Here is a 20,972-nt window from a genome sequence, read left to right as displayed (position 1 = left end):
TGTGGGATCAATTTACCGCACCGTCTTACTTGATGCGCTGACCCGGCTTGGCGCCGCTGTCCGGGCTCAGCAGGTAGATTTCTTCACCGCCAGGGCCGGCGGCCATCACCATGCCTTCGGAGATGCCGAACTTCATTTTCCGTGGCTTGAGGTTGGCGATCATCATGGTCAGGCGACCGTCGAGCTGGGACGGATCCGGGTAGGCGCTCTTGATCCCGGAGAACACGTTGCGTTGCTCATCACCGATGTCGAGGGTCAGGCGCAGCAGTTTGTCTGCACCTTCCACGTGCTCAGCCTTGACGATCAGCGCCACCCGCAGGTCGACGGCGGCAAAGGTGTCGAAGTCGATTTCCGGCGACAGCGGATCCTTGGCCAGTTCGCCGTTGCCGGCCGGGGCGGTTGCACCGGTGTCGGTCTGGCTGGCGGTCAGGTCTTCTTTCGAGGCATCGCTCATGGCTTGTACTTTTACCGGGTCGATGCGGGTCATCAACGGTTTGAATTCATTGAGCTGATGGTTGGCCAGCAGGGTGGTGTGGTCGTTCCAGGTCAGCGGGGCGACGTTGAGGAACGCCTCGGCATCGGCGGCCAGCAGCGGCAGTACTGGTTTGAGGAAGATCACCAGTTGGCGGAACAGGTTGATGCCGGTGGCGCAGATCGCCTGCACTTCATCCTGTTTGCCTTCCTGCTTGTTCAACGACCACGGCGCCTTGTCGGCGATCCAGGCGTTGGCGCGGTCGGCCAGGGCCATGGTTTCACGCATGGCGCGGGCGAAGTCGCGGGCTTCATAGGCGTCGGCAATGCTTGGCGCAGCGGCCAGGAACGCTTCGGTCAGCTCTGGCGCGGCATTGTTGTCGACCAGCAGGCCGGCGTTGCCCTTGTGGATAAAACCGGCGCAACGGCTGGCGATGTTGACCACTTTGCCGACCAGGTCGGAGTTGACCTTCTGCACGAAGTCTTCGAGGTTCAGGTCGAGGTCATCGACGCCACGGCCCAGCTTGGCCGCGTAGTAATAGCGCAGGTATTCCGGCGACAGGTGATCCAGATAAGTACGCGCCTTGATGAAGGTGCCACGGGACTTGGACATCTTCTGGCCGTTGACGGTCAGGTAGCCGTGGACGTTGATCCCGGTCGGTTTACGCAAACCGGCACCTTCGAGCATCGCTGGCCAGAACAGCGCGTGGAAGTTGACGATGTCCTTGCCGATGAAATGGTACAGCTCGGCGGTCGAATCCTTGCCCCAGAACGCGTCGAAATCAAGCGCAGGCGTGCGCTCGCAAAGGTTCTTGAAGCTGGCCATGTAGCCGATTGGCGCATCCAGCCACACGTAGAAATACTTGCCCGGCTCGCCCGGGATCTCGAAACCGAAGTAAGGCGCATCGCGGGAGATGTCCCACTGCTGCAGGCCAGCGTCCAGCCACTCGGCAATCTTGTTGGCGACCGCGTCTTGCAGGGTGCCGCTGCGGGTCCAGGCCTGCAGCATTTCCTGGAAGTCCGGCAGCTTGAAGAAGAAGTGCTGGGAATCCTTGAGTACCGGGGTGGCGCCGGAGATGGCCGACTTCGGATCCTTCAGATCGGTCGGGGCGTAGGTCGCGCCGCATTTTTCGCAGTTGTCGCCGTACTGGTCTTCGGTGCCGCATTTCGGGCAGGTGCCCTTGATGAAACGGTCGGCCAGGAACATTTTCTTTTCCGGGTCGAAGTACTGGGTGATCGAGCGTTGGGCAATGTGCCCGGCGTCACGCAGCTTGATATAGATCTGGCTCGACAGCTCACGGTTTTCTTCGGCGTGAGTGGAGTGGAAGTTGTCGAAATCGACCAGGAACTCGGCAAAGTCGGCGCTGTGTTCAGCCTGCACGTTGGCGATCAGTTGTTCCGGAGTGATGCCTTCCTTTTCTGCGCGCAGCATGATCGCCGAACCGTGGGCGTCGTCGGCGCAGACATAGATGCACTGGTTGCCGCGATGCTTCTGGAAGCGCACCCACATATCGGTCTGGATATATTCCAGCATGTGGCCAAGGTGGATCGAACCATTGGCGTAGGGCAGGGCGCTGGTGACGAGGATCTTGCGTGGCTCGGACATGTGGGGCTTCGCTACTTGATGAAACGGAGGTCGGCCACTATAAAGCGCCGGGAAAGATATTTCACCCCTGCAAATAGTTGCAGGGCATGCCGTCAGGAGGGCAGAAGGGGTAGGATACCCGCCATCTTTTCCCAGTCTTGTTATCGGAGTTGCCCATGAGCGCCGTCACTCGCGCAGCGGTGGAAGCCGTCCTCAGCCAATACACCGACCCTTACCTGAACCAGGACCCGGTCAGCGCCGGTTGCGTGAAGAACATCGAAATCATCGGTGATCGCGTCAATGTTCAGTTGGAAATCGGCTATGCCGCCGGTCTGTTCAAGAGTGGCTGGGCACAATTGCTGCAACTGGCCATCGAAAATATCGACGGTGTGGTCATCGCCAGGGTCGAGGTCAACAGCGTGATCGCCGCGCACAAGGCCCAGGCACAGATTCCGGGCCTGGCCAACGTCAAGAACGTGGTCGCCGTGGCGTCGGGCAAGGGCGGCGTGGGCAAGTCGACCACCGCGGCCAACCTCGCGCTGGCGCTGGCCCGTGAAGGCGCCAAGGTCGGGATTCTCGACGCCGACATCTATGGCCCCAGCCAAGGCATCATGTTCGGCATCCCGGAGCGCACCCGCCCAGAGGTCAAGGATCAGAAGTGGTTCGTGCCGCTCAAGGCTCACGGTGTGGAAGTCATGTCGATGGCGTTCCTGACTGACGACAACACGCCGATGGTCTGGCGCGGGCCGATGGTTTCCGGCGCGCTGCTGCAACTGGTCACGCAAACGGCGTGGGGCGATCTGGATTATCTGGTGATCGACATGCCGCCAGGCACCGGCGACATTCAGTTGACCCTGGCGCAGAAAGTCCCGGTGGCCGGTGCGGTGATTGTCACCACGCCACAGGATCTGGCATTGCTCGACGCGCGCAAAGGCGTGGAAATGTTCCGCAAGGTCAACATTCCGGTGCTGGGCGTGGTGGAAAACATGGCCGTGCACATCTGCTCGAACTGCGGCCATGCCGAGCATCTGTTCGGTGAGGGCGGTGGTGAGAAGCTGGCGACTCAATACGGCGTCGAGCTATTGGCTTCGCTGCCGTTGTCGATGCTGATCCGCGAGCAGGCCGATGGCGGCAAGCCGACAGTGATTGCCGAGCCGGACAGCCAGATTGCCATGGTCTATCAGGAACTGGCCCGCCACGTCGGCGCGCGGATTGTCTTGCAGGAAGCGGTAACGCCGGCAATGCCGAACATCACCATCAGCGACGATTGATGGCCTGAAACACAATCAACTGTGGGAGCGAGCAAGCCCGCTCCCACACTGGTCTTGTGTCGGGGTTAGATACGCAAGCCGCCATCCATCTCCAGAATCCGGCCGGTGTAGTAGTCGTTTTCGAAGATGTATGCCGCCGAATGGGCGATTTCTTCTGGTTTTCCCATGCGTTTGAGCGCAATCCCTGACGTCATCTTCTCCAGCGCTTCGGGCTTCATGCCCAGGGTCATCTCGGTTTCGATGAAGCCCGGCGCAATGCCCGCCACGCGAATGCCGTAACGCGCCAGTTCTTTGGCCCAGGTCACGGTCGCCGCGACAACGCCGGCCTTGGCGGCAGAATAGTTGGTCTGGCCAACGTTACCCGCCCGCGAGATCGACGAAATGTTGATGATCGCGCCGCTGTTTTTCAGCTCGACCATTTTCGCCGCCACTTCACGGGTGCACAGGAACACGCCGGTCAGGTTGACGTCGATCACCGCCTGCCATTGGGCCAGGCTCATCTTGGTCATTTCGCCGTCCTTGACCTTGAGCAGCAGGCCATCGCGCAGGATTCCAGCGTTGTTGATCAGGCCGTGGATCGCACCAAAATCGGCGGCCACCTGGGCCACCATGTGCTCAACCTGTTCCTCATTGGCAACGTTGCACAGATAGCTGCGCGCTTGGACACCCTTGGCTTTGCAAGCTGCGACGGCGTCGTCGAGTTTTTCCTGGTTCAGATCGACCAAGGCAAGCTTGGCGCCTTTGCCTGCGAAATACTCGGCCATGGAACGCCCCAAACCCTGGCAACCGCCCGTGATAATGATTACTTTGTCGTTGAGTTGCATTCGCATGCCCCGATAGCAGGTCAGAGTGGTTTTCCCTTAGAGAGCCTCTCGATCTGCGCCCGACCTGGCCTGGCTGCACATGAGAATTGCCCCGAGAGTGAGCGGGACTTATCCCGGTCATCTGTCCGTTTTTTCGACGGATTCTTTTTAAGGAGTCATAAATTGAGCGTTGAAGTGGCCAAGAATGCCCGAGAATTGCTTCTCAAGGAATACCGGGGAGTGCTGTCGACCCACTCCAAATCGATGCCCGGCTTTCCCTTTGGCTCCGTGGTGCCTTATTGCCTTGATGAGCAGGGCCGGCCGCTGATCCTGATCAGCCGCATCGCCCAGCACACCCACAACCTGCAAAAAGACCCTAAATGCTCGATGCTGGTGGGCGAGCGTGAGGCCGATGATGTGCAGGCCGTTGGTCGCCTGACCTATGTGGGCGAAGCGCAAAAACTCGAAGACGCTGTGGCCATTGAAGCGGCCGCCGAGCGCTACTACCGCTACTTCCCCGATTCGCAGAACTACCACAAGGCTCACGATTTCGATTTCTGGGTGCTCAAACCGGTGCGCCATCGTTACATCGGCGGTTTTGGCGCGATTCACTGGATTGACCAACTGACCTTGGCCAACCCGTTCGCCGGCAAGGCTGAAATCAGCATGGTCGAGCACATGAACAGCGATCATGCCAAAGCCATTGCGCACTATGTCGACCTCTGTGGTCTGCCGAAAAGTGTGCCGGCGCAATTGGCCGGGATCGACACTGAAGGCATGCATCTGCGGATCGGTCAGGCCCTTTACTGGCTGCCGTTTCAAGCGCCATGTCATACGCCGATACAAGTGCGCGAAGCCTTGGTTTCTCTGGCTCACGCTCAGGTGTGGCCAAAAAATGCAGTGGCCGATGCTTGAATTCACGAAAGGGCGACGTCATCTAGGGCTTACTGCAAGGCATTTCTTGCGTTGAGGAATTTTTGATGCGCCCTTTTTTGTTGCTCTTTCTGCTGTTTCCGGTGCTGGAGCTATTCGTATTCGTCAAAGTGGCAGGCACCATCGGGTTTTTCCCGGCCCTGCTGCTGATCATTCTCGGCTCGATGTTCGGCGTGTTCGTGCTGCGCGTCGCCGGTCTGGCAACGGCGCTGCGTGCCCGTGAAAGCCTGAACCGCGGCGAACTGCCTGCGCAAACCATGCTTGAAGGCTTGATGCTGGCCCTGGCCGGCGGCCTGCTGATCCTGCCGGGTTTCATCAGCGACGTGGTCGGTCTGGTGATGCTGTTGCCGTTCACTCGTCGCCTGCTGGCCAACAAGATGCGCCAGCGTGCTGAAGAACAAGCCATGCGCCAGCGTGCGTTCGCCGATGACCTGCAACCTCGTGGCGGTCCTGCACCGCGACAGCCTGTGGGCCGCGAGGGCGATGTGATCGAAGGTGAGTTCGAACATCGCGACTCCAAGTAGCGCTTGCATCGACACGGCACCTTCGGGTGCCGTGCTCGTTAATGGGCTGCTTTTGTAAAGAACATCAGTAAAATTTTTTAGCGGCGCCCTTGTAATAAGCTTGTGCGCCCTTATGTATCGGTCACCGAAAGGTTTCCGATATTTGAGTCGGACAGACTTGCGCGGCTCGCTCGACGAACCGCAACCGGCGCAGGCCGGATTTGTTAAACCCGCCGGGACTACACCGGCCGATGAAAACCACAATTAGGAGAGATCGACAATGAAGCTTCGTCCTCTGCATGACCGCGTCGTTATCCGTCGCAGCGAAGAAGAAAAGAAAACCGCTGGCGGTATCGTCCTGCCAGGTTCGGCTGCTGAAAAAGCCAACCACGGTGTGATTCTCGCTGTAGGCCCGGGCAAAGCTCTGGAAAACGGCGAAGTGCGCGCACTTTCCGTGAAGGAAGGCGACAAGGTTGTGTTCGGTCCTTACTCCGGCAGCAACACTGTGAAAGTCGACGGCGAAGACCTGCTGGTAATGAGCGAGAACGAAATCCTCGCTGTTATCGAAGGCTGATACCTCCGTTCATTTTCCCGCTACTACAAAGTATTTAAGGAATATCGATCATGGCTGCTAAAGAAGTTAAATTCGGCGATTCCGCCCGTAAGAAAATGCTCACCGGTGTTAACGTTCTGGCTGACGCAGTAAAAGCGACCCTGGGCCCGAAAGGCCGTAACGTGATCATCGAGAAGAGCTTCGGCGCTCCGACCATCACCAAGGACGGCGTTTCCGTCGCCAAAGAAATCGAACTCGAAGATCGCTTCGAAAACATGGGCGCGCAGCTGGTCAAAGACGTTGCCTCCCGTGCCAACGATGACGCTGGTGACGGTACTACCACCGCCACTGTTCTGGCTCAGTCGATCGTCAACGAAGGCCTCAAAGCCGTCGCTGCCGGCATGAACCCGATGGATCTCAAGCGCGGCATCGACAAGGCGACCATCGCCATTGTCAAAGAGCTGAAAAACCTGTCCAAGCCATGCGCTGACACCAAGGCTATCGCTCAGGTCGGCACCATCTCCGCCAACTCCGACAGCTCCATTGGCGACATCATTGCCCAAGCCATGGAAAAAGTCGGTAAAGAAGGCGTGATCACCGTTGAAGAAGGCACTGGCCTGGAAAACGAACTGTCGGTTGTAGAAGGCATGCAGTTCGACCGTGGCTACCTGTCCCCGTACTTCGTCAACAAGCCGGAAACCATGGTTGCCGAGCTGGACAGCCCGCTGATCCTGCTGGTCGACAAAAAAATCTCGAACATCCGCGAAATGCTGCCAGTACTGGAAGCCGTTGCCAAAGCCGGCCGTCCACTGCTGATCGTATCGGAAGATGTTGAAGGCGAAGCCCTGGCGACGCTGGTAGTGAACAACATGCGTGGCATCGTGAAGGTGGCGGCCGTCAAGGCTCCAGGTTTCGGCGACCGTCGCAAGGCCATGCTGCAGGACATCGCTGTTCTGACCGGCGGTACCGTGATCTCCGAAGAGATCGGCCTGAGCCTGGAAGCCGCTACCCTGGAAAACCTGGGCAGCGCCAAGCGCGTGACCATCTCCAAGGAAAACACCATCATCGTTGACGGTGCTGGCGTAGAAGCAGACATCCAGGCGCGTATCGCTCAGATCCGTGCCCAGGTTGCCGAAACTTCCTCGGACTACGACCGTGAAAAACTGCAAGAGCGTCTGGCCAAGCTGTCCGGCGGCGTTGCAGTGATCAAGGTTGGCGCTGGTTCCGAAGTCGAAATGAAAGAGAAGAAAGCCCGCGTTGAAGACGCCCTGCACGCAACCCGCGCAGCCGTTGAAGAAGGCGTGGTACCTGGCGGTGGCGTAGCGCTGATCCGTGCTCTGGAAGCCATCCTGGACCTGAAAGGCGACAACGCTGATCAGGACGTCGGTATCGCTGTTCTGCGTCGTGCTGTTGAAGCACCGATGCGCCAGATCGCTGCCAACAGCGGTGACGAGCCAAGCGTTGTGGTCAACGAAGTCAAGAACGGCAAAGGTAACTTCGGTTACAACGCTGCGACTGGCGAATACGGCGACATGATCGAAATGGGCATCCTGGACCCAACCAAGGTTACCCGTTCCGCTCTGCAAGCTGCATCGTCGATCGGTGGTCTGATCCTGACTACCGAAGCTGCAATTGCCGACGCACCGAAGAAAGAAGGTGCTGCTGGCGGCGGTATGCCAGACATGGGTGGCATGGGTGGCATGGGCGGCATGATGTAAGCCAGCCTTACCCCCGTAACGAAAAACCCCGCCTGCGATGAGCAGGCGGGGTTTTTTATTGCCCGCCATTCACGTCCGCACCCACAACCTGTGGGAGAGAACTGTGTTTCAGGCGCCGACGGGTTGTGCTTTCGCTGCCGCTTCAGCCTTGAGCGCCGGGCGGTACAACACCCAGTAATACGACCCCAGACAAATCAGCCAGCAGAAGATCGCTGTCCACACGTTGTGGGAAAAGAAGTGCGCTCCCTGCATCATCCGGCTGATCGAGAATACTGAACCCAATGCAAAGGCAAAGATGAACGCTTGTCTGGCCAGGCGCGGACGGCGATCACGCAGCACGAAGAACAGCGCAAACAAGGTGAACCCCGTCGCCGCATGCCCTCCCGGCCAGCAACGGCCCGGTTTGTTGGTCGGCGGACGATGATCAAGTAACTTGCTGTAGGTTTCATGGCCGCCGAATTGCTCCAGGCTCCAAGGGCATTGCACGGCAGTGACGGCTTTGACCGGCGTCACGAACGAAGTGGCCAGCCCGAGGGACAGCACCAGGCAGCCCAATTCCCGCTTGAACGGCTTGAGTCGTGCGATGAAGAACGATCCGATGAAGCCGAGAATGGCAAACACCGAGAACGCTATCACCACCTGCTTGGCTCGATCATGAAGGATGTCTTCGAGGAAAAAACTGTGTCGGCCGATGAAATCGCCAGCGACCGGATCGTAGAACAGCCTGGCCAGGTCCATGTCCAGATCGGTCAGTTCGAGTAGCAGCAGAATAATTGCCGCGAAGGTGGGTATACCCAGGCACAACCAGAAATTCAGAGGCCGTGAAGCGGGGCGGGCAGAGGTCGACACCATGGTAATTCCCTGGTCGGTTAGTGTGTTCGATGAGCGCTACCGCGCGGAGTCTGCACCCGCTGGCGTCGGCGATTTGTTAACCGAAAGTGAAAAATACGTTGGCAGGCACAGCCAGCATCCTTGTGGGTAAACAATCCGACGCATGCCTAGCCCTGAGCCGCACTTGGCCGTAAGCTGCGCGGGCCATGACGGCCGTTACTGTGTAAGAAGAGGTGCCCATGCGAATTCTATTGGTCGAAGACAACCGCGATATCCTGGCCAATCTGGCCGATTACCTGGGACTCAAGGGTTATACCGTCGATTGCGCCCAGGACGGTCTGTCGGGCCTGCATCTGGCGGCTACCGAGCACTATGACCTGATTGTGCTCGACATCATGCTGCCCGGCATCGACGGCTACACCCTGTGCAAACGCCTGCGCGAAGATGCCCGTCGGGACACGCCGGTGATCATGCTGACCGCCCGGGATCAACTGGACGATCGTCTTCAGGGCTTCAAGTCGGGGGCTGACGATTACCTGGTCAAGCCATTTGCCTTGTCCGAGCTCGCTGCACGGATCGAGGCGGTGATGCGCCGTGCCCAGGGCGGAGGACGCCGTGCACTGCAAGTCGGTGACCTGAGTTATGACCTCGACACTCTGGAAGTGACCCGTGAAGGCAAACTGCTGAAACTCAACCCGGTCGGCCTCAAGCTGTTGGCGGTGTTGATGCAGAAGAGCCCGCATGTGCTTCGCCGTGAAGTCCTCGAGGAGGCGCTGTGGGGCGATGACTGCCCGGACAGCGACAGCCTGCGCAGTCACGTTCACCAATTGCGTCAGGTGATCGACAAGCCATTTGCCAAGCCACTGCTGCATACCGTGCACGGCGTGGGTTACCGTTTGGCCGAGGGGCGTGATGGAGTTTAAGCAAAGCCTTTCACAGCGCATCATCATTGCCTTTGCGTTGATGAGCGCACTGGTGGCCGGCGCTTTCGCCATGGGCATTGTCGCCACGGTGCATCTGGTGGAGGAAAAACTGATTTCGGCAGGGCTGGGCGGCGATCTGCAGCGCCTGTTGCTGATGGACAGTGTTTCCGACTGGAGCCATCGGCCAGAACCGGATCAATTGTTCTACTTCAGTGGTGGACCGGGCGATTTCGAACTGCCCAAGGACTTGCGTCACCTCGATTCCGGCTTCCACGAAGTGTTCCGCGAGCAGCTTTCGTATCATGCAATGGTCGAGGTCGTCGATGGGCGGCGGTATGTGCTGCTGCAGGATCAAAGCGATTTCGAAGAGCGCGAGCGCGTGTTGTTTGCCGTGGTGCTGGTGGGGTTCGTGCTCAGCCTGGCCTTGGCGGTTCTCCTCGGTTGGGTGCTCGCGCGCAAAGTGATGGCTCCGGTGGTTCGGCTGGCGCGCCAGGTGCGTCATCGCGACCAATTGCTCGGGCTGGCACCACCGCTGGCGCCGGACTACGCGGCTGATGAAGTCGGCGAACTGGCGGTGGCGTTCGATGCCACGCTGGGGCGTTTGCGACAGGCATTGACCCGCGAGCGGCTGTTCACCAGCGATGTCAGCCACGAATTGCGTACACCGCTGATGGTGCTGGCGAGTTCCTGCGAACTGCTGCTGGAAAACCCGGCAATCGACACGCGCGGTCGTGCACAGGTCGAGCGTATTGCGCGGGCCAGTGAGGAAATGCGCGAGCTGGTACAGACCTTCCTGATGCTCGCCCGCGCCCAGCGCGAAGACGCGGGGATGGCGCCACAACAGAACCTCAGTCAGGTCGCCGACAGTCTGCTTTGCGTATGGCGCGAATCGATCGAAAGCAAAGGTTTGACCTTGCAGTTCGAGCCCGGTAATCCACCCGCCACCTGCTACAACGCAACGCTGTTGACGGCGGTGATGGGTAACCTGTTGCGTAACGCTTGCCATTACACCGAGCAGGGTTTCATTCGCCTGACGCTCAATGCCAACGGGTTTGTCGTCGAGGATTCCGGTGTGGGTATTCCCGAGGAAAAACGCGAGGCGATGTTCGAGCCGTTTGTACGCGGCGGTGAAAAACGCGGTGAAGGCCTGGGGCTTGGATTATCGCTGGTGCAGCGCATTTGCGAGAACCAGGGCTGGAGTGTCAGCTTGAGTACGATGCAACCCAATGGCTGTCGTTTCGAAGTTGATCTAGGCAAAATCTGACGCAAATAGTGGCTCGATGATACTCCCGCCAACCTGTCTGAATCCTGTATAACGCTGCAATACTTTGTCGGTTGGCCTTACGAAATTTTCACAGCTGGATGACCTGACGCTGACACACCTCGCCTTAAGGTGGTGACATCAGTAATTCAGGAGTTCTGGTGATGGCCGGCCCGATCAAGCTCGATTTTTCCGAAAAGTACGATGATCAACATGCGCAGAAATACCTGCGCAAGCATAAAGACAGCCTTGGTCGTCGTCTCTCCCTCTGGCGGGACGAACAGTTGGCTCGCAAGGCGCTGGCGTTGGCCGGTGAGCCGGGGCTGGTGCTGGATCTGCCTTGCGGTGCGGGGCGTTTCTGGCCATTGCTGGGTGAAAAAGCCAATCGCGTGATCATCGGGGCGGACAATTCCGAATCGATGATCCAGACGGCCATGCAGGCGCAACCCGCCGATGTGGTGAAACGGGTACAACCCTTGCACACATCTGCGTTCGACATTGCCTTGCCTGATAACGCCGTCGACAGCATTTTCTGTATGCGCCTGCTGCATCACATCGGAGACGCCGAGCATCGTCGGGCCATTCTGCGTGAATTCGAGCGCGTCACCCGTGACAGCGTGATCATTTCATTGTGGGTCGATGGCAATTTCAAGGCTTGGAAACGCCAGCGCGCCGAGAAGAAACGTGCCAGTCGCGATTACCAGAATCGCTTTGTGTTACCGGCTGCTACGGTCGAAAAAGAATTTGAAGAGGCGGGTTTCCGCATTCAGGAACAACTGGACTTTATTCCGCTCTATGCGATGTGGCGGGTTTACGTATTACGCAAGAGGTAACAGGATGGCAGTGCAATTTGCAGCAGAAACGGAAGTCGCTCCGCAGGACCGCTTCGACTACTACTGGGCTCAGCGCGGTGAATGGGTGGAAGAACCCAACGTGCGCCGCGGTGGCGAAAGTGGTGTGCAACGGATCGTGGGCAAGGACGGCCAATTGCTGTATGCCAAACGCCAGACTGGACACATTTATCGCAGTTGGTTGCACCCCTTCGGACGCCCGACCGTCTTGCGCGAGCTTGATGCACTGACCGGCGTCAGCAAACTGGGTGTGCGAGTACCGCAAATCGTTTTCTGTGGTGCCCAGCCTGATCCGCAGCACAAGTGGCGCGCACTGCTGGTGACCAAGTCTCTGGATGGTTTCCAGGAACTGGAACATTGGCTGGCGGCAGCCGGTGGGCGCGATCAGTGTGGTGATGTGATCTATGAGCGTGTGCTCAAGGATCTCGCCGAAAACCTGGCGCGCATGCACAAGGGCCGCTGGCAGCACAGCTGCATTTACATCAAACATGTGTTTGTGCGAGTGACCGGCGAAGGCGAATCCGCCGAGGTCGAAGTGGCCTTGATCGACCTGGAGAAATGCCGCCAGCGTCTGACGGCCTATCGCGCCGCCTCTCACGACATGAAGCAATTGCGTCGCCATTCGTCGTTCCGGGATACGGACTGGAAAAAACTCGTCTACTTTTACGAGACGGCGTTTGGCAGCGCTATCAAAGGTTTATAGCGATGAAACTCGAAATTGCACGAGGTTTGTTTTTGGCTGGAGCCTTGGCAGTTGCATCACTCGCGGTGGCTGCCTGGGAGCAGCCACGCATGCAGGTTATCGGTGCATCCCTAGCGGATGCCCATTGCGTGGTGCCACGGGCGGCGAAAGCCTCCGTGGCGACCGAACCCGATCATGATCTGCTGTTGTTCATGTTCGGACTTTCTCAAGGGATGAGGCCACAAAGTTGAACCGATTGAAGCCCAAGTAAAAGGCCTCGCCGTTGCGAGGCCTTTTTTATTGTGCAGATTTCGGGAATTGCTCCCACAGGGTGTTATGCGGTTTTCTTTGGATCCGGCTTGGCCAGCAAGGTGTAAACGCAGGGCAGGACGAACAAGGTAAACAACGTCCCGATCGACATCCCTGTCGCAATCACCATCCCGATATCAAACCGGCTGACCGCCCCGGCACCTGTTGCCAGTATCAGCGGCACCATGCCGAAGACCATTGCGGCGGTGGTCATCAACACCGGCCGTAAGCGAATCGCCGCCGCTTCCTCCACCGCCTCACGCACCGACAGCCCCTTGTCCTTGCGCAACTGGTTAGCGAACTCGACGATCAGGATCCCGTGCTTGCTGATCAACCCGATCAGCGTCACCAGGCCCACTTGGGTGTAGATGTTCATGCTCGACCAGCCAAGGAATAACGGGATCAGCGCCCCGCAGATCGACAACGGCACCGTCACCAGAATAACCAGCGGATCGCGAAAGCTCTCGAACTGCGCCGCCAGCACCAGAAAGATGATCGCCAGCGCCAGCGCGAACGTCACCCACAATGCGCTGCCTTCCTGGACGAACTGGCGCGACGCGCCGCCATAGTCGAAGGCAAAACCGACGGGTGCCTCTTCCCGGGCGATCTGCAAGACAGTGTCGATGGCTTCACCCATGCTCACCAACGGGAATCCGGACAGCTTCGCGGCGTTGAGTTGCTGGAATTGATTGAGTTGTCGCGGGCGCGCCCGGTCAGTCACGGTGATCAACGTTGACAGCGGCAACAACTCACCCTGGGTGTTTTTCACGTAATAGTTGTTCAGCCAGCCCGGATTGTCGCGGTAAGCCCGTTCAACCTGAGCGATGACCTTGTAGCTGCGTCCTTCGATGGTGAAACGGTTGATTTCAGCCTCACCGAGCAGGGTGGCCAGCGTGCCGCCCAGATCCTGCATCGAAACGCCCATCTGCGCCGCTTTGGCACGGTCGATGTCGACCACCACCTCTGGTTTGTCGAACGCCAGATCGAGGTCGACGAATGCAAATTTGCCCGATTCCATGGCGCGTTTCTTGATCCGGTCAGCCACTTGCAACAACTGCTCGTAGTCATTGGCGGTATTGATCACGAAATCAAACGGCAAGCCTTCACCGGTGCCGGGCAGTGACGGCAGATTGAAGCCGAAGACCTGCACGCCGGGGATGTTTTGGAGTTTGCCCTGAACCTCGGGAAGTATTTGCATCTGTGTACGGCTGCGTTCGTTCCACGGTTTGAGCAGGAAGCCACCGATGCCGGACTGCACGCCGTTGTAGCCGTTGATCTGGAACGAGGAGTAGTACTCCGGAAATTGCTTGAAGATCTTGATGAATTCGTCGGTGTAGGTGTTCAGGTAATTGAGGTTGGTCGGCTGCGGGGCGTTGGCAATCATGAAAATGATGCCCTGATCCTCGTCTGGTGCCAGTTCCGATTTGGTGAACTTGAGGAACACCGGAATCAGGCACAGCACGATCACCGCAAAGACCAGTACCACCGGCCGCGTATTGAGCGTGCCGTGCAACAGGCTTTGGTAGCGGCGCTTGAGGCCGTCAAAGATGCGGTCGAGGCGATGGGCCAGGCCACTGGGGTTCTCATCGTGACGCAGTAAAAAGGCGCACATCATTGGTGACAGCGTCAGGGCAACGATGCCGGAAATCACCACGGCGCCGGCCAGGGTCAAGGCAAATTCCTTGAACAACGCCCCGGTCAGCCCGGTGAGGAAACCAATTGGTGCGTACACCGCCGCCAGGGTGATGGTCATCGACACCACCGGCATGGCGATTTCCCGTGCGCCTTCCAGGGCTGCCTCGAACGGCGTCTTGCCTTCCTCGATATGCCGGTGAATGTTTTCCACCACCACAATCGCATCGTCGACCACCAACCCGATCGCCAGCACCATCGCCAGCAAGGTCAGCAGGTTGATCGAATAGCCCATCATCTGCATGAAGAACATCACGCCGATCATCGACAGCGGAATGGTCACAACCGGGATCACCACCGAACGCAGCGCGCCGAGGAACAGGAACACCACGACGATCACGATCAGCACCGCTTCGAACAGGGTTTTCACCACTTCGTCGATGGAGGCCTGAATGAACAGGGTGGCGTCGTAGGCAATTTCGCTTTTGAGGTTCGGCGGTAGCTGGGCTTCGAGCTGCGGCATGATCTTGCGCACTTCCTTGATCACGTCCAGCGGGTTGGCGCCGGGCGTGGCCTTGATGCCGATGTACACCGACGGGGTGCCGCCGAAGGAGCTGATGGAGTTGTAGTTCTCCGCGCCCATTTCGACCCGCGCCACATCACTGAGCAATACGCGGCTGTCGCCATTGACCTTGAGTGGAATCGCGGCGAACGCTTCGGCGGATTTCAGTTCGGTGTTGGCGTTGATGCTGGTGACCACGTACTCGCCTTTCACTTCGCCAGCGGCGGAGAGGAAGTTGTACTGGCGCACCGCGTTGGTGACGTCGCTGGCGCTGAGGCCGAACCCGGCGAGCTTGACCGGGTCGAGCCACAGGCGCATGGCAAACACCTGATTGCCGAGAATCTCGGCTTCGGCCATGCCCGGCAGGGTCGCCAGTTTTGGCTGGATGACCCGTGACAGGTAGTCGGTGATCTGCGGGTTGCTCAAATCCTTACTGAAGAAACTGATGTACATCAGCGCCGAGGCGTCGGCGGATTCCTTGCTCAGCACCGGATCTTCGGCATCTTGCGGCAGTTGGTTTTTCACCTCGTTGGCCTTGGCCAGCAACTCGGTGAAGAGGCGGTCGCTGTTGGAGCCGATGCGCGCGTAGATCGAGATCACCGAGAAGTTCTGGCGACTGACCGAGGTCATGTAGTCGATACCCTCGGCACTGGCCAGGCTCTGTTGCATCGGCTGGGTGATGTAGCCCTGGATGGTTTCGGCGTTGGCCCCCGGGTAGGCGGTGGTCACCGTGATCAGGGCGTTTTCCAACTGCGGATATTGGCGCAGCGGCAGCTTGCTCCAGGCCTGGAAGCCCAGCAGCACAATCAACAGGCTGACCACGGTGGCGAGCACCGGGCGGCGGATGAACGGATCGGTAAAAGCCATGGGGATTCCTTGATCAGTCGGCGCGGGGCGGACTGTTCTGCTCGCCGAGGGTCTTGTCGTCGCTAATGGCAATGTGCGCGCCGTTGTCCAGTTTGATCTGGCCAGCGGTCACCACTTGTTCGCCTTTGAGCACGCCCTTGTTGATCATCACCAGGCCATCGCGGCGCTCACCGGTTTCGATGAAGCGGCGCTCGGCGATCAGCACCGGTTGACCCTTGTCGTCTTTTTCGACGCTGCCGTCCTCGGCTTTTTTCTGCCCGACCACGTACAGCGAGTTGCCGTAAAGGGTGTAGGTGATTGCGCTCTCCGGCACCACGACGTGCGTCTGCGGATCCGGCAGCAATACGTCGAGGCTGGTGAACATGCCCGGCAGCAATTTGCCGTCGGGGTTGGCGAGTGTGGCGCGTACCAGAATGTTGCGCGTCGTGCTTTCGACAATCGGATTGATGGCGCTGATCTTGCCCGCGAAGTTTTCCCCGGGGTAGGCGGACACCGAGATTTGCACCGGTTGGCCGATGGCCAGTTTCGGCACCGATTGTTCCGGTAAATAGAAGTCGGCGTAAAGGCTGCTCAGATTCTGCAGTGTGGCGATTTTGGTGCCGCTGGCGAGGTAGTCGCCGACATCGACCTGACGAATGCCGATGGTGCCGCTGAACGGCGCGAGGATGCGTTTTTTGGCCAGCGAGGCGTTGAGCTGATTGACCGTCGCCCGGCTCTTTTGCAGGACCGCCGAGAGCCGGTCGTACTCGCCTTTGGAGATGGCCCGGCTGTCGATCAGTTGGCTGCCGCGACCGAAGTCCAGTTGCGCCAGCCCCAGATCGGCCTTGGCGGTTTCCAGCAGGGCGGTTTCGACAGCGCTGTCGAGTTGCAGCAACGGTTGCCCGGCCTTGACCTTCTGCCCTGATTCGAACTTGAGGTCGGTGACGGTACCGGCGACTTCCAGGCTCAGGTCGACGCCTTGCAGTGCCTTGAGGGTACCGACGGTGGGTAAACGCATCTGCCACGGGCGTTCCGTGGCAATGGCCACGGCGACGCTGATCGCTGGTTTCGGCTTGGAAAAGCCCTGGACCATCGTGTAGATCGAAAAGGCTTTGTACCCGCCCAGCACCAGGACGACCAGCAAAACAACACCCAACATGATCAGCATGCGGCGACGCAGCATATTTCCAGTTCCTTGGATAAATCAGGTGAGACAGGCGGGCACATTACTCCGAGTACAGGGGGTATTCCAACTGGCAGTTTCTGCAAAACAATAAAGGCATTTCACGCCATCAAGTGCAGATGGTTGTCCCAGAGCCCTGCCGGCAATTCCAGCGGTTTGGCCAACAGTTGATCCTGACGGCAGTCGTAGTAGCGGCAACGCCCTTGACCGGAGGTCACGACAAAACCGTCCTTTACCGCACCCACGCCGGCACAATCGGGCAATGGCGCATCAAGGCGCACTTCGCCGCTGTCCAGATCCCAGATGAAGAAGCGATTGCCACGCGGTGCGGTCAGTGCCACCAGACGCAACTCACTGTGCACCGCAACGCTGGCGGTGTAGTGACCCATCGATTGCAACTGATGTTCCGGCACCGGGAATGCCACGAACGGCTGCCCGGGACGCTTGATCGCCAGCAGTTCGGAACGTTCGTGGGACGCGCCCATGAATTGCTGACCGGCGACAATAGTGCCGTCGCTGGCGATGCCCAGATGGCGCACGCTGTTCATTTGCTGGGCGAGGGTTTCCTTGCTCAGCAAGGTGCCGTCGCGCTGCATCAGCACCAGGCTCGGTTCCATGGCGTTGAGATTCATGTCGACGCGGCTTTCGGCTTCGGTACGAATGCCGCCGTTGGCCACCACCAATGTCTCGCCATCGGGCATCCACGACACCTGATGCGGGCCGAGGCCGTGGGTGGAAATCTCGCCGCGGTGTACCAGCCGCTCGCCCTCGAACCGGTACACCCCGAGCAGGCCACGGCCTGGGTCAGTGGTGTCGTTTTCGGTGGCGTACAGGTACTCGCCGTCCTTGTGAATCACCGCGTGGCCGTAGAAGTGCCGGTTCGGCTGCGACGTCACGGTTTGCAGCAGCGTACCGTCGCGCAGGTCGATCAGGTAGCTTTCGGTGCCCGGACGACGGGCGACGTACAGCGCAATCGGCAACGTCGGGTGGTTGATGATGTCGTGGCAACGCTGGCCGACTTCGGTGGCAAACACCCGTGTGCCATCGAGCCGATAGCCGACGGCGTAGTGCTTGCCGTCGGTGTCATCGCGCGCCGAGAGCAACAGCGGGCTCTGATCCTTGCGCTTGAACAGCGTCCAGCCGCCCAGTGTCACTGCTCCCAGCAGCAAACTACCTAAAGTCAGAGCCTGGCGTCGCAGCATGGCACTTGCCCTCATCAGTCACCGTCGTTGGCGTTGAAGCCCAGTTGAATGCCCAGCGCCTTGGCCAGTTCGCCTTCGTGCAGGCGATGGACGACGTTGAGGCTGTCGTAGATGTCGTTCAGTTGCTGACGGCCGGCGTCGTCTTCGAGCATTTCGCCGAGCGAGCGCTGCGTGCTGTCGAACAGGGTGAGCGAGGCGGCATAAGCGGCGTCGATCTTGTCCGCCAGAGGCTTCTGATCGCTTGGCAGCAGGCTGCGCAGGCCTTTGTTGTCGACACCTTCCCAAACGGTCTTGGCGGCGGCGAGGCTCGCTTCCAGGGCTGTCAGCGACGACTGGCTGCGCCATGCATCGGCCTGCAATGGCTGCGGCACGCCTTTGCTCTGGCGGCCCATTGGGGTGCCGAGCTTTTTCTTCAGGGTGTCGAGTGCGGTGACTTGTACGCGCAGCAGATCGGCAATCGCTTCGTGGGAGTCGGCGTAACGCTGGTTCGGGAACTTGGTCATCTGCGCGAGCATGCCGTCGGTGTTGTTCCAGCTCTGCAGAATCTCCTCGGCCAGTTGCTTCTGGCGTTCGCCAATGGCGATCAGCAGCGGGCAGTACTTGGCTTTCTGGTCGGCGTTGGCGACGTCAGGCTTGGCGTCGAACAGGATGTACTCGTAAGCCGACAGCCCCTGAACCACCACGCTCGACTTGGCCAGTGCGACAGCATCGATCTGCGGCTGGGCGACGACCAGTTGCTCGACCTGACGGCCGACGAGGTTTTTCTTGTCCGGCCAGAACTGCACTTGCCACGAGCGGTTGCCTTCGGCCAGCGGGCCGATCAGCAGCGGTTGCAACTCGGCCCAGGCTTTCTGCGCGTGCAGGAAGTCGGCGCGAGCGGTTTCCAGCGTCTCTTTGCCCTGGCAGTAGGCGAGGGCGCTGACCGCCAGTTGCTTGTCGGCTTCGACCCAACGGGTATACGTCGGCAGAATCACCGATTTGGCGATAGCGGCCGAAGTGACGGCTTGCGGATCCTGTGGCGAGCAAGCGCCGAGGGCGAGCGCGGCCAGGCTGGTGAACAGTAGCTTGGGACGGAACATGTCGGGCTCCCGATTCTTTTAAGTGTTTAAAGTGAATTCAGAAACGCCAGCAACGCGGTGCGCTGCTCGGCATTGAAAGACAAAACCTGTTGCTGCGCCGCTTGCGCTTCGCCACCGTGCCAAAGCACGGCTTCAAGCAGATTGCGTGCGCGGCCGTCATGCAAAAACTGGGTGTGGCCACTGACCGCTTGCGTCAGGCCGATGCCCCACAACGGCGGCGTGCGCCAGTCGCGGCCGGAGGCCTGGAATTCAGTGCGGTTGTCGGCCAGACCGTCGCCCATGTCATGCAGCAGCAGATCGCTGTACGGGCGAATCACTTGATTGGCCAGTTCAGGTTCGGCCGCGTTGGCGGCGGTGGTGTATTTCGGGGTATGACACGACTGGCAGCCGGCCTGGTAAAACAGGTTCTTGCCGGCCAGCACTTGGGCGTCGTTGACGTCCCGGCGCGCGGGGACGGCGAGGTTGCGGCTATAGAACAGCACCAGACGCAGGATGTTGTCGCTGACTTCCGGCTCACCGTCCGGGCCATTGCCGTTCGGCGCCTGTTTGCAGGCGGTTTGCGTTTCGGTGCAGTCATCGAACAGTCGCATGCTGGTCGTGAGGCCCATATCCCCGGCGAACGCATGAACATTCTGTTGGTTGAGGGTCGGTTGCCCGGCTTTCCAGCCAAATCGACCGATCACGGTTTTGTGCAGGACGTCATCCCAGACCTGGTTCGGTCGGCCATTGATGCCGTTCTTGTCTTTGGCCTGAGCGCTGGCGTTGGCGAGAATCGCTTCTTCGGGGATCGCTTCGAGCAGGCCGAGGCCGATCATGGGGGGGGCGATGCGTGCGGAGAAACGCGTATCGGGGTGCATCGGCCCGTAACCGAGTTGAGTGATTTGCAGCTCCGGTTTACGCAGTTCGACTTCGGTGCCGTCCTTGAAGCGCACCGGCACCGGTGTGTACTCGACGCGCACCTTGCCTTCCGGAACCACGCCAGGCACGGCCATGTCCTGGAGTTGGCCGCCGTAGACCGGCTCCGGCACCACGCCGACCTGTTCGATGACGTCGGCCAGTTCCGGGGTGTTGGGGATCGATAGTCTTACCAGCATCGACACTGCATTGTTTGCCTGCGGTGTCGGTGGATGACCGCGACCGTCCTTGATGTGGCAGTTCTGGCAGGCGTTGGTGTTGAACAACGGGCCGAGGCCGTCACGAGCGGTGGTGGTCGATGGGGCGATCACCCAGGGGCTGCGGAAGAAGCTGTTGCCGACGCTGAAATCCACCCGGCGCGATGGCGGCAGGTTGGCCGAGGGCAGGGAAAACGCGTTTTGATCGGTCTTGCGCACGGTCGCCGCACCGCCTGAGCGTGCTTCACCGGGCTCGGCTTTGGTGAAGCGCGGGGCGTCATCGCAGGCACTCAGGCCTAGAGCCAGAAACAGTGCGGACAAACGAAGAGGCAGCGAGAGCATCAGACATCCTGCGGACGGGCAAAAACAAAGGCGCAAAGTCTAACAGGGCGCAGGAGTTTGAATAAGAGGAATTATCGTTTACTTGATGTGAGGCCGTGATTTAGAGAAACGCAGTTTCCCCTCTGTGTGCGGGCTTGCTCGCGAAAGCGGTGTGTCAGTCAATTCATCTGTGTCTGACCTGCCGCTTTCGCGGGCAAGCCCACCCACCTTTGGACTGTGGCGCCTGTGAGTAACGGACACAAAAAAACCGGCCGAACAGACTGTGTGAAAACACACTGATGAAGGCCCAACAAAACGCCCCGACTTGTTCGGGGCGTTTG

At 59.3% G+C, this 20,972-nt stretch carries 18 protein-coding genes; 10 read left to right on the top strand and 8 right to left on the bottom strand.

What is annotated here, in order from left to right:
- Nucleotides 1-25: 25 nt before the first annotated feature.
- Complete coding sequence (gene metG / locus AACY11_RS19630) at nucleotides 26-2,077, bottom strand: methionine--tRNA ligase (RefSeq protein WP_339495558.1); 2,052 nt, start codon at nucleotides 2,075-2,077, stop codon at nucleotides 26-28.
- A gap of 155 nt (nucleotides 2,078-2,232) precedes the next feature.
- On the opposite strand from metG, the gene apbC reads away from it, so the two are divergent.
- Nucleotides 2,233-3,327 carry an iron-sulfur cluster carrier protein ApbC gene (gene apbC, locus AACY11_RS19625; RefSeq protein WP_339433485.1) on the top strand — a complete coding sequence of 365 codons (1,095 nt, stop codon included), beginning with the start codon at nucleotides 2,233-2,235 and terminating at the stop codon, nucleotides 3,325-3,327.
- Nucleotides 3,328-3,392: 65 nt separating this feature from the next.
- Here the strand turns inward: apbC and AACY11_RS19620 are convergent, their stop codons facing one another.
- Nucleotides 3,393-4,151, bottom strand: coding sequence for an SDR family oxidoreductase (locus tag AACY11_RS19620; RefSeq protein WP_339433484.1), 759 nt, complete (start codon nucleotides 4,149-4,151; stop codon nucleotides 3,393-3,395).
- Nucleotides 4,152-4,313: 162 nt separating this feature from the next.
- Between AACY11_RS19620 and AACY11_RS19615 the strand changes: the two genes are divergently transcribed.
- From AACY11_RS19615 to groL, 4 genes are all read left to right on the top strand, one after another.
- Complete coding sequence (locus AACY11_RS19615; RefSeq protein ID WP_339495557.1) at nucleotides 4,314-5,045, top strand: HugZ family pyridoxamine 5'-phosphate oxidase; 732 nt, start codon at nucleotides 4,314-4,316, stop codon at nucleotides 5,043-5,045.
- Between the two features lie 65 nt (nucleotides 5,046-5,110).
- Nucleotides 5,111-5,587 (top strand): FxsA family protein, encoded by a 477-nt coding sequence (locus tag AACY11_RS19610; RefSeq protein ID WP_339433482.1) that lies wholly within the window; start codon nucleotides 5,111-5,113, stop codon nucleotides 5,585-5,587.
- A gap of 259 nt (nucleotides 5,588-5,846) precedes the next feature.
- The gene (locus tag AACY11_RS19605) at nucleotides 5,847-6,140 is read left to right on the top strand and encodes a co-chaperone GroES (protein WP_007916610.1); all 294 of its coding nucleotides are present in this window, start codon (nucleotides 5,847-5,849) and stop codon (nucleotides 6,138-6,140) included.
- Nucleotides 6,141-6,190: 50 nt separating this feature from the next.
- Nucleotides 6,191-7,837: a chaperonin GroEL gene (gene groL / locus AACY11_RS19600; protein ID WP_339433481.1), complete on the top strand. Its 1,647-nt coding sequence runs from the start codon at nucleotides 6,191-6,193 to the stop codon at nucleotides 7,835-7,837.
- A 108-nt stretch (nucleotides 7,838-7,945) separates the two neighbouring features.
- On the opposite strand, the gene AACY11_RS19595 is transcribed toward groL, so the two are convergent.
- Nucleotides 7,946-8,689 (bottom strand): phosphatase PAP2 family protein, encoded by a 744-nt coding sequence (locus tag AACY11_RS19595; RefSeq protein WP_339466350.1) that lies wholly within the window; start codon nucleotides 8,687-8,689, stop codon nucleotides 7,946-7,948.
- Nucleotides 8,690-8,907: 218 nt separating this feature from the next.
- On the opposite strand from AACY11_RS19595, the gene colR reads away from it, so the two are divergent.
- From colR to AACY11_RS19570, 5 genes are all read left to right on the top strand, one after another.
- The gene (gene colR / locus AACY11_RS19590) at nucleotides 8,908-9,591 is read left to right on the top strand and encodes a two-component system response regulator ColR (RefSeq protein ID WP_221732077.1); all 684 of its coding nucleotides are present in this window, start codon (nucleotides 8,908-8,910) and stop codon (nucleotides 9,589-9,591) included.
- Entirely contained in the window at nucleotides 9,581-10,855 is a 1,275-nt protein-coding gene (locus tag AACY11_RS19585; RefSeq protein WP_339433479.1) for a sensor histidine kinase, read from the top strand. Before colR ends, AACY11_RS19585 begins: the two co-directional genes overlap by 11 nt.
- A 161-nt stretch (nucleotides 10,856-11,016) precedes the next feature.
- Complete coding sequence (locus AACY11_RS19580) at nucleotides 11,017-11,685, top strand: class I SAM-dependent methyltransferase (RefSeq protein ID WP_339433478.1); 669 nt, start codon at nucleotides 11,017-11,019, stop codon at nucleotides 11,683-11,685.
- 4 nt (nucleotides 11,686-11,689) lie between these two features.
- Nucleotides 11,690-12,406 carry a lipopolysaccharide kinase InaA family protein gene (locus AACY11_RS19575; protein ID WP_339433477.1) on the top strand — a complete coding sequence of 239 codons (717 nt, stop codon included), beginning with the start codon at nucleotides 11,690-11,692 and terminating at the stop codon, nucleotides 12,404-12,406.
- A 2-nt stretch (nucleotides 12,407-12,408) separates the two neighbouring features.
- Entirely contained in the window at nucleotides 12,409-12,636 is a 228-nt protein-coding gene (locus tag AACY11_RS19570) for a hypothetical protein (RefSeq protein WP_339433476.1), read from the top strand.
- Between the two features lie 83 nt (nucleotides 12,637-12,719).
- Here the strand turns inward: AACY11_RS19570 and AACY11_RS19565 are convergent, their stop codons facing one another.
- The 5 genes from AACY11_RS19565 to AACY11_RS19545 form a co-directional block, all read right to left on the bottom strand.
- Complete coding sequence (locus AACY11_RS19565) at nucleotides 12,720-15,755, bottom strand: multidrug efflux RND transporter permease subunit (protein WP_339433475.1); 3,036 nt, start codon at nucleotides 15,753-15,755, stop codon at nucleotides 12,720-12,722.
- Between the two features lie 13 nt (nucleotides 15,756-15,768).
- Nucleotides 15,769-16,917 carry an efflux RND transporter periplasmic adaptor subunit gene (locus AACY11_RS19560; RefSeq protein ID WP_339433474.1) on the bottom strand — a complete coding sequence of 383 codons (1,149 nt, stop codon included), beginning with the start codon at nucleotides 16,915-16,917 and terminating at the stop codon, nucleotides 15,769-15,771.
- Between the two features lie 101 nt (nucleotides 16,918-17,018).
- On the bottom strand, nucleotides 17,019-18,119 hold the full coding sequence (locus tag AACY11_RS19555; RefSeq protein ID WP_339433473.1) for a DUF1513 domain-containing protein: 1,101 nt from the start codon (nucleotides 18,117-18,119) through the stop codon (nucleotides 17,019-17,021).
- Nucleotides 18,120-18,133: 14 nt separating this feature from the next.
- Nucleotides 18,134-19,198, bottom strand: coding sequence for an imelysin family protein (locus tag AACY11_RS19550; protein ID WP_339433472.1), 1,065 nt, complete (start codon nucleotides 19,196-19,198; stop codon nucleotides 18,134-18,136).
- A gap of 26 nt (nucleotides 19,199-19,224) precedes the next feature.
- The gene (locus tag AACY11_RS19545; protein WP_339495556.1) at nucleotides 19,225-20,652 is read right to left on the bottom strand and encodes a di-heme oxidoreductase family protein; all 1,428 of its coding nucleotides are present in this window, start codon (nucleotides 20,650-20,652) and stop codon (nucleotides 19,225-19,227) included.
- Between the last annotated feature and the right edge of the window lie 320 nt (nucleotides 20,653-20,972).

Source organism: Pseudomonas sp. RA_105y_Pfl2_P56 (genome assembly GCF_963970845.1).
Taxonomy (GTDB): Bacteria; Pseudomonadota; Gammaproteobacteria; order Pseudomonadales; family Pseudomonadaceae; genus Aquipseudomonas; species Aquipseudomonas baetica_A.
This window is presented reverse-complemented; position numbering and strand designations above follow the sequence as displayed.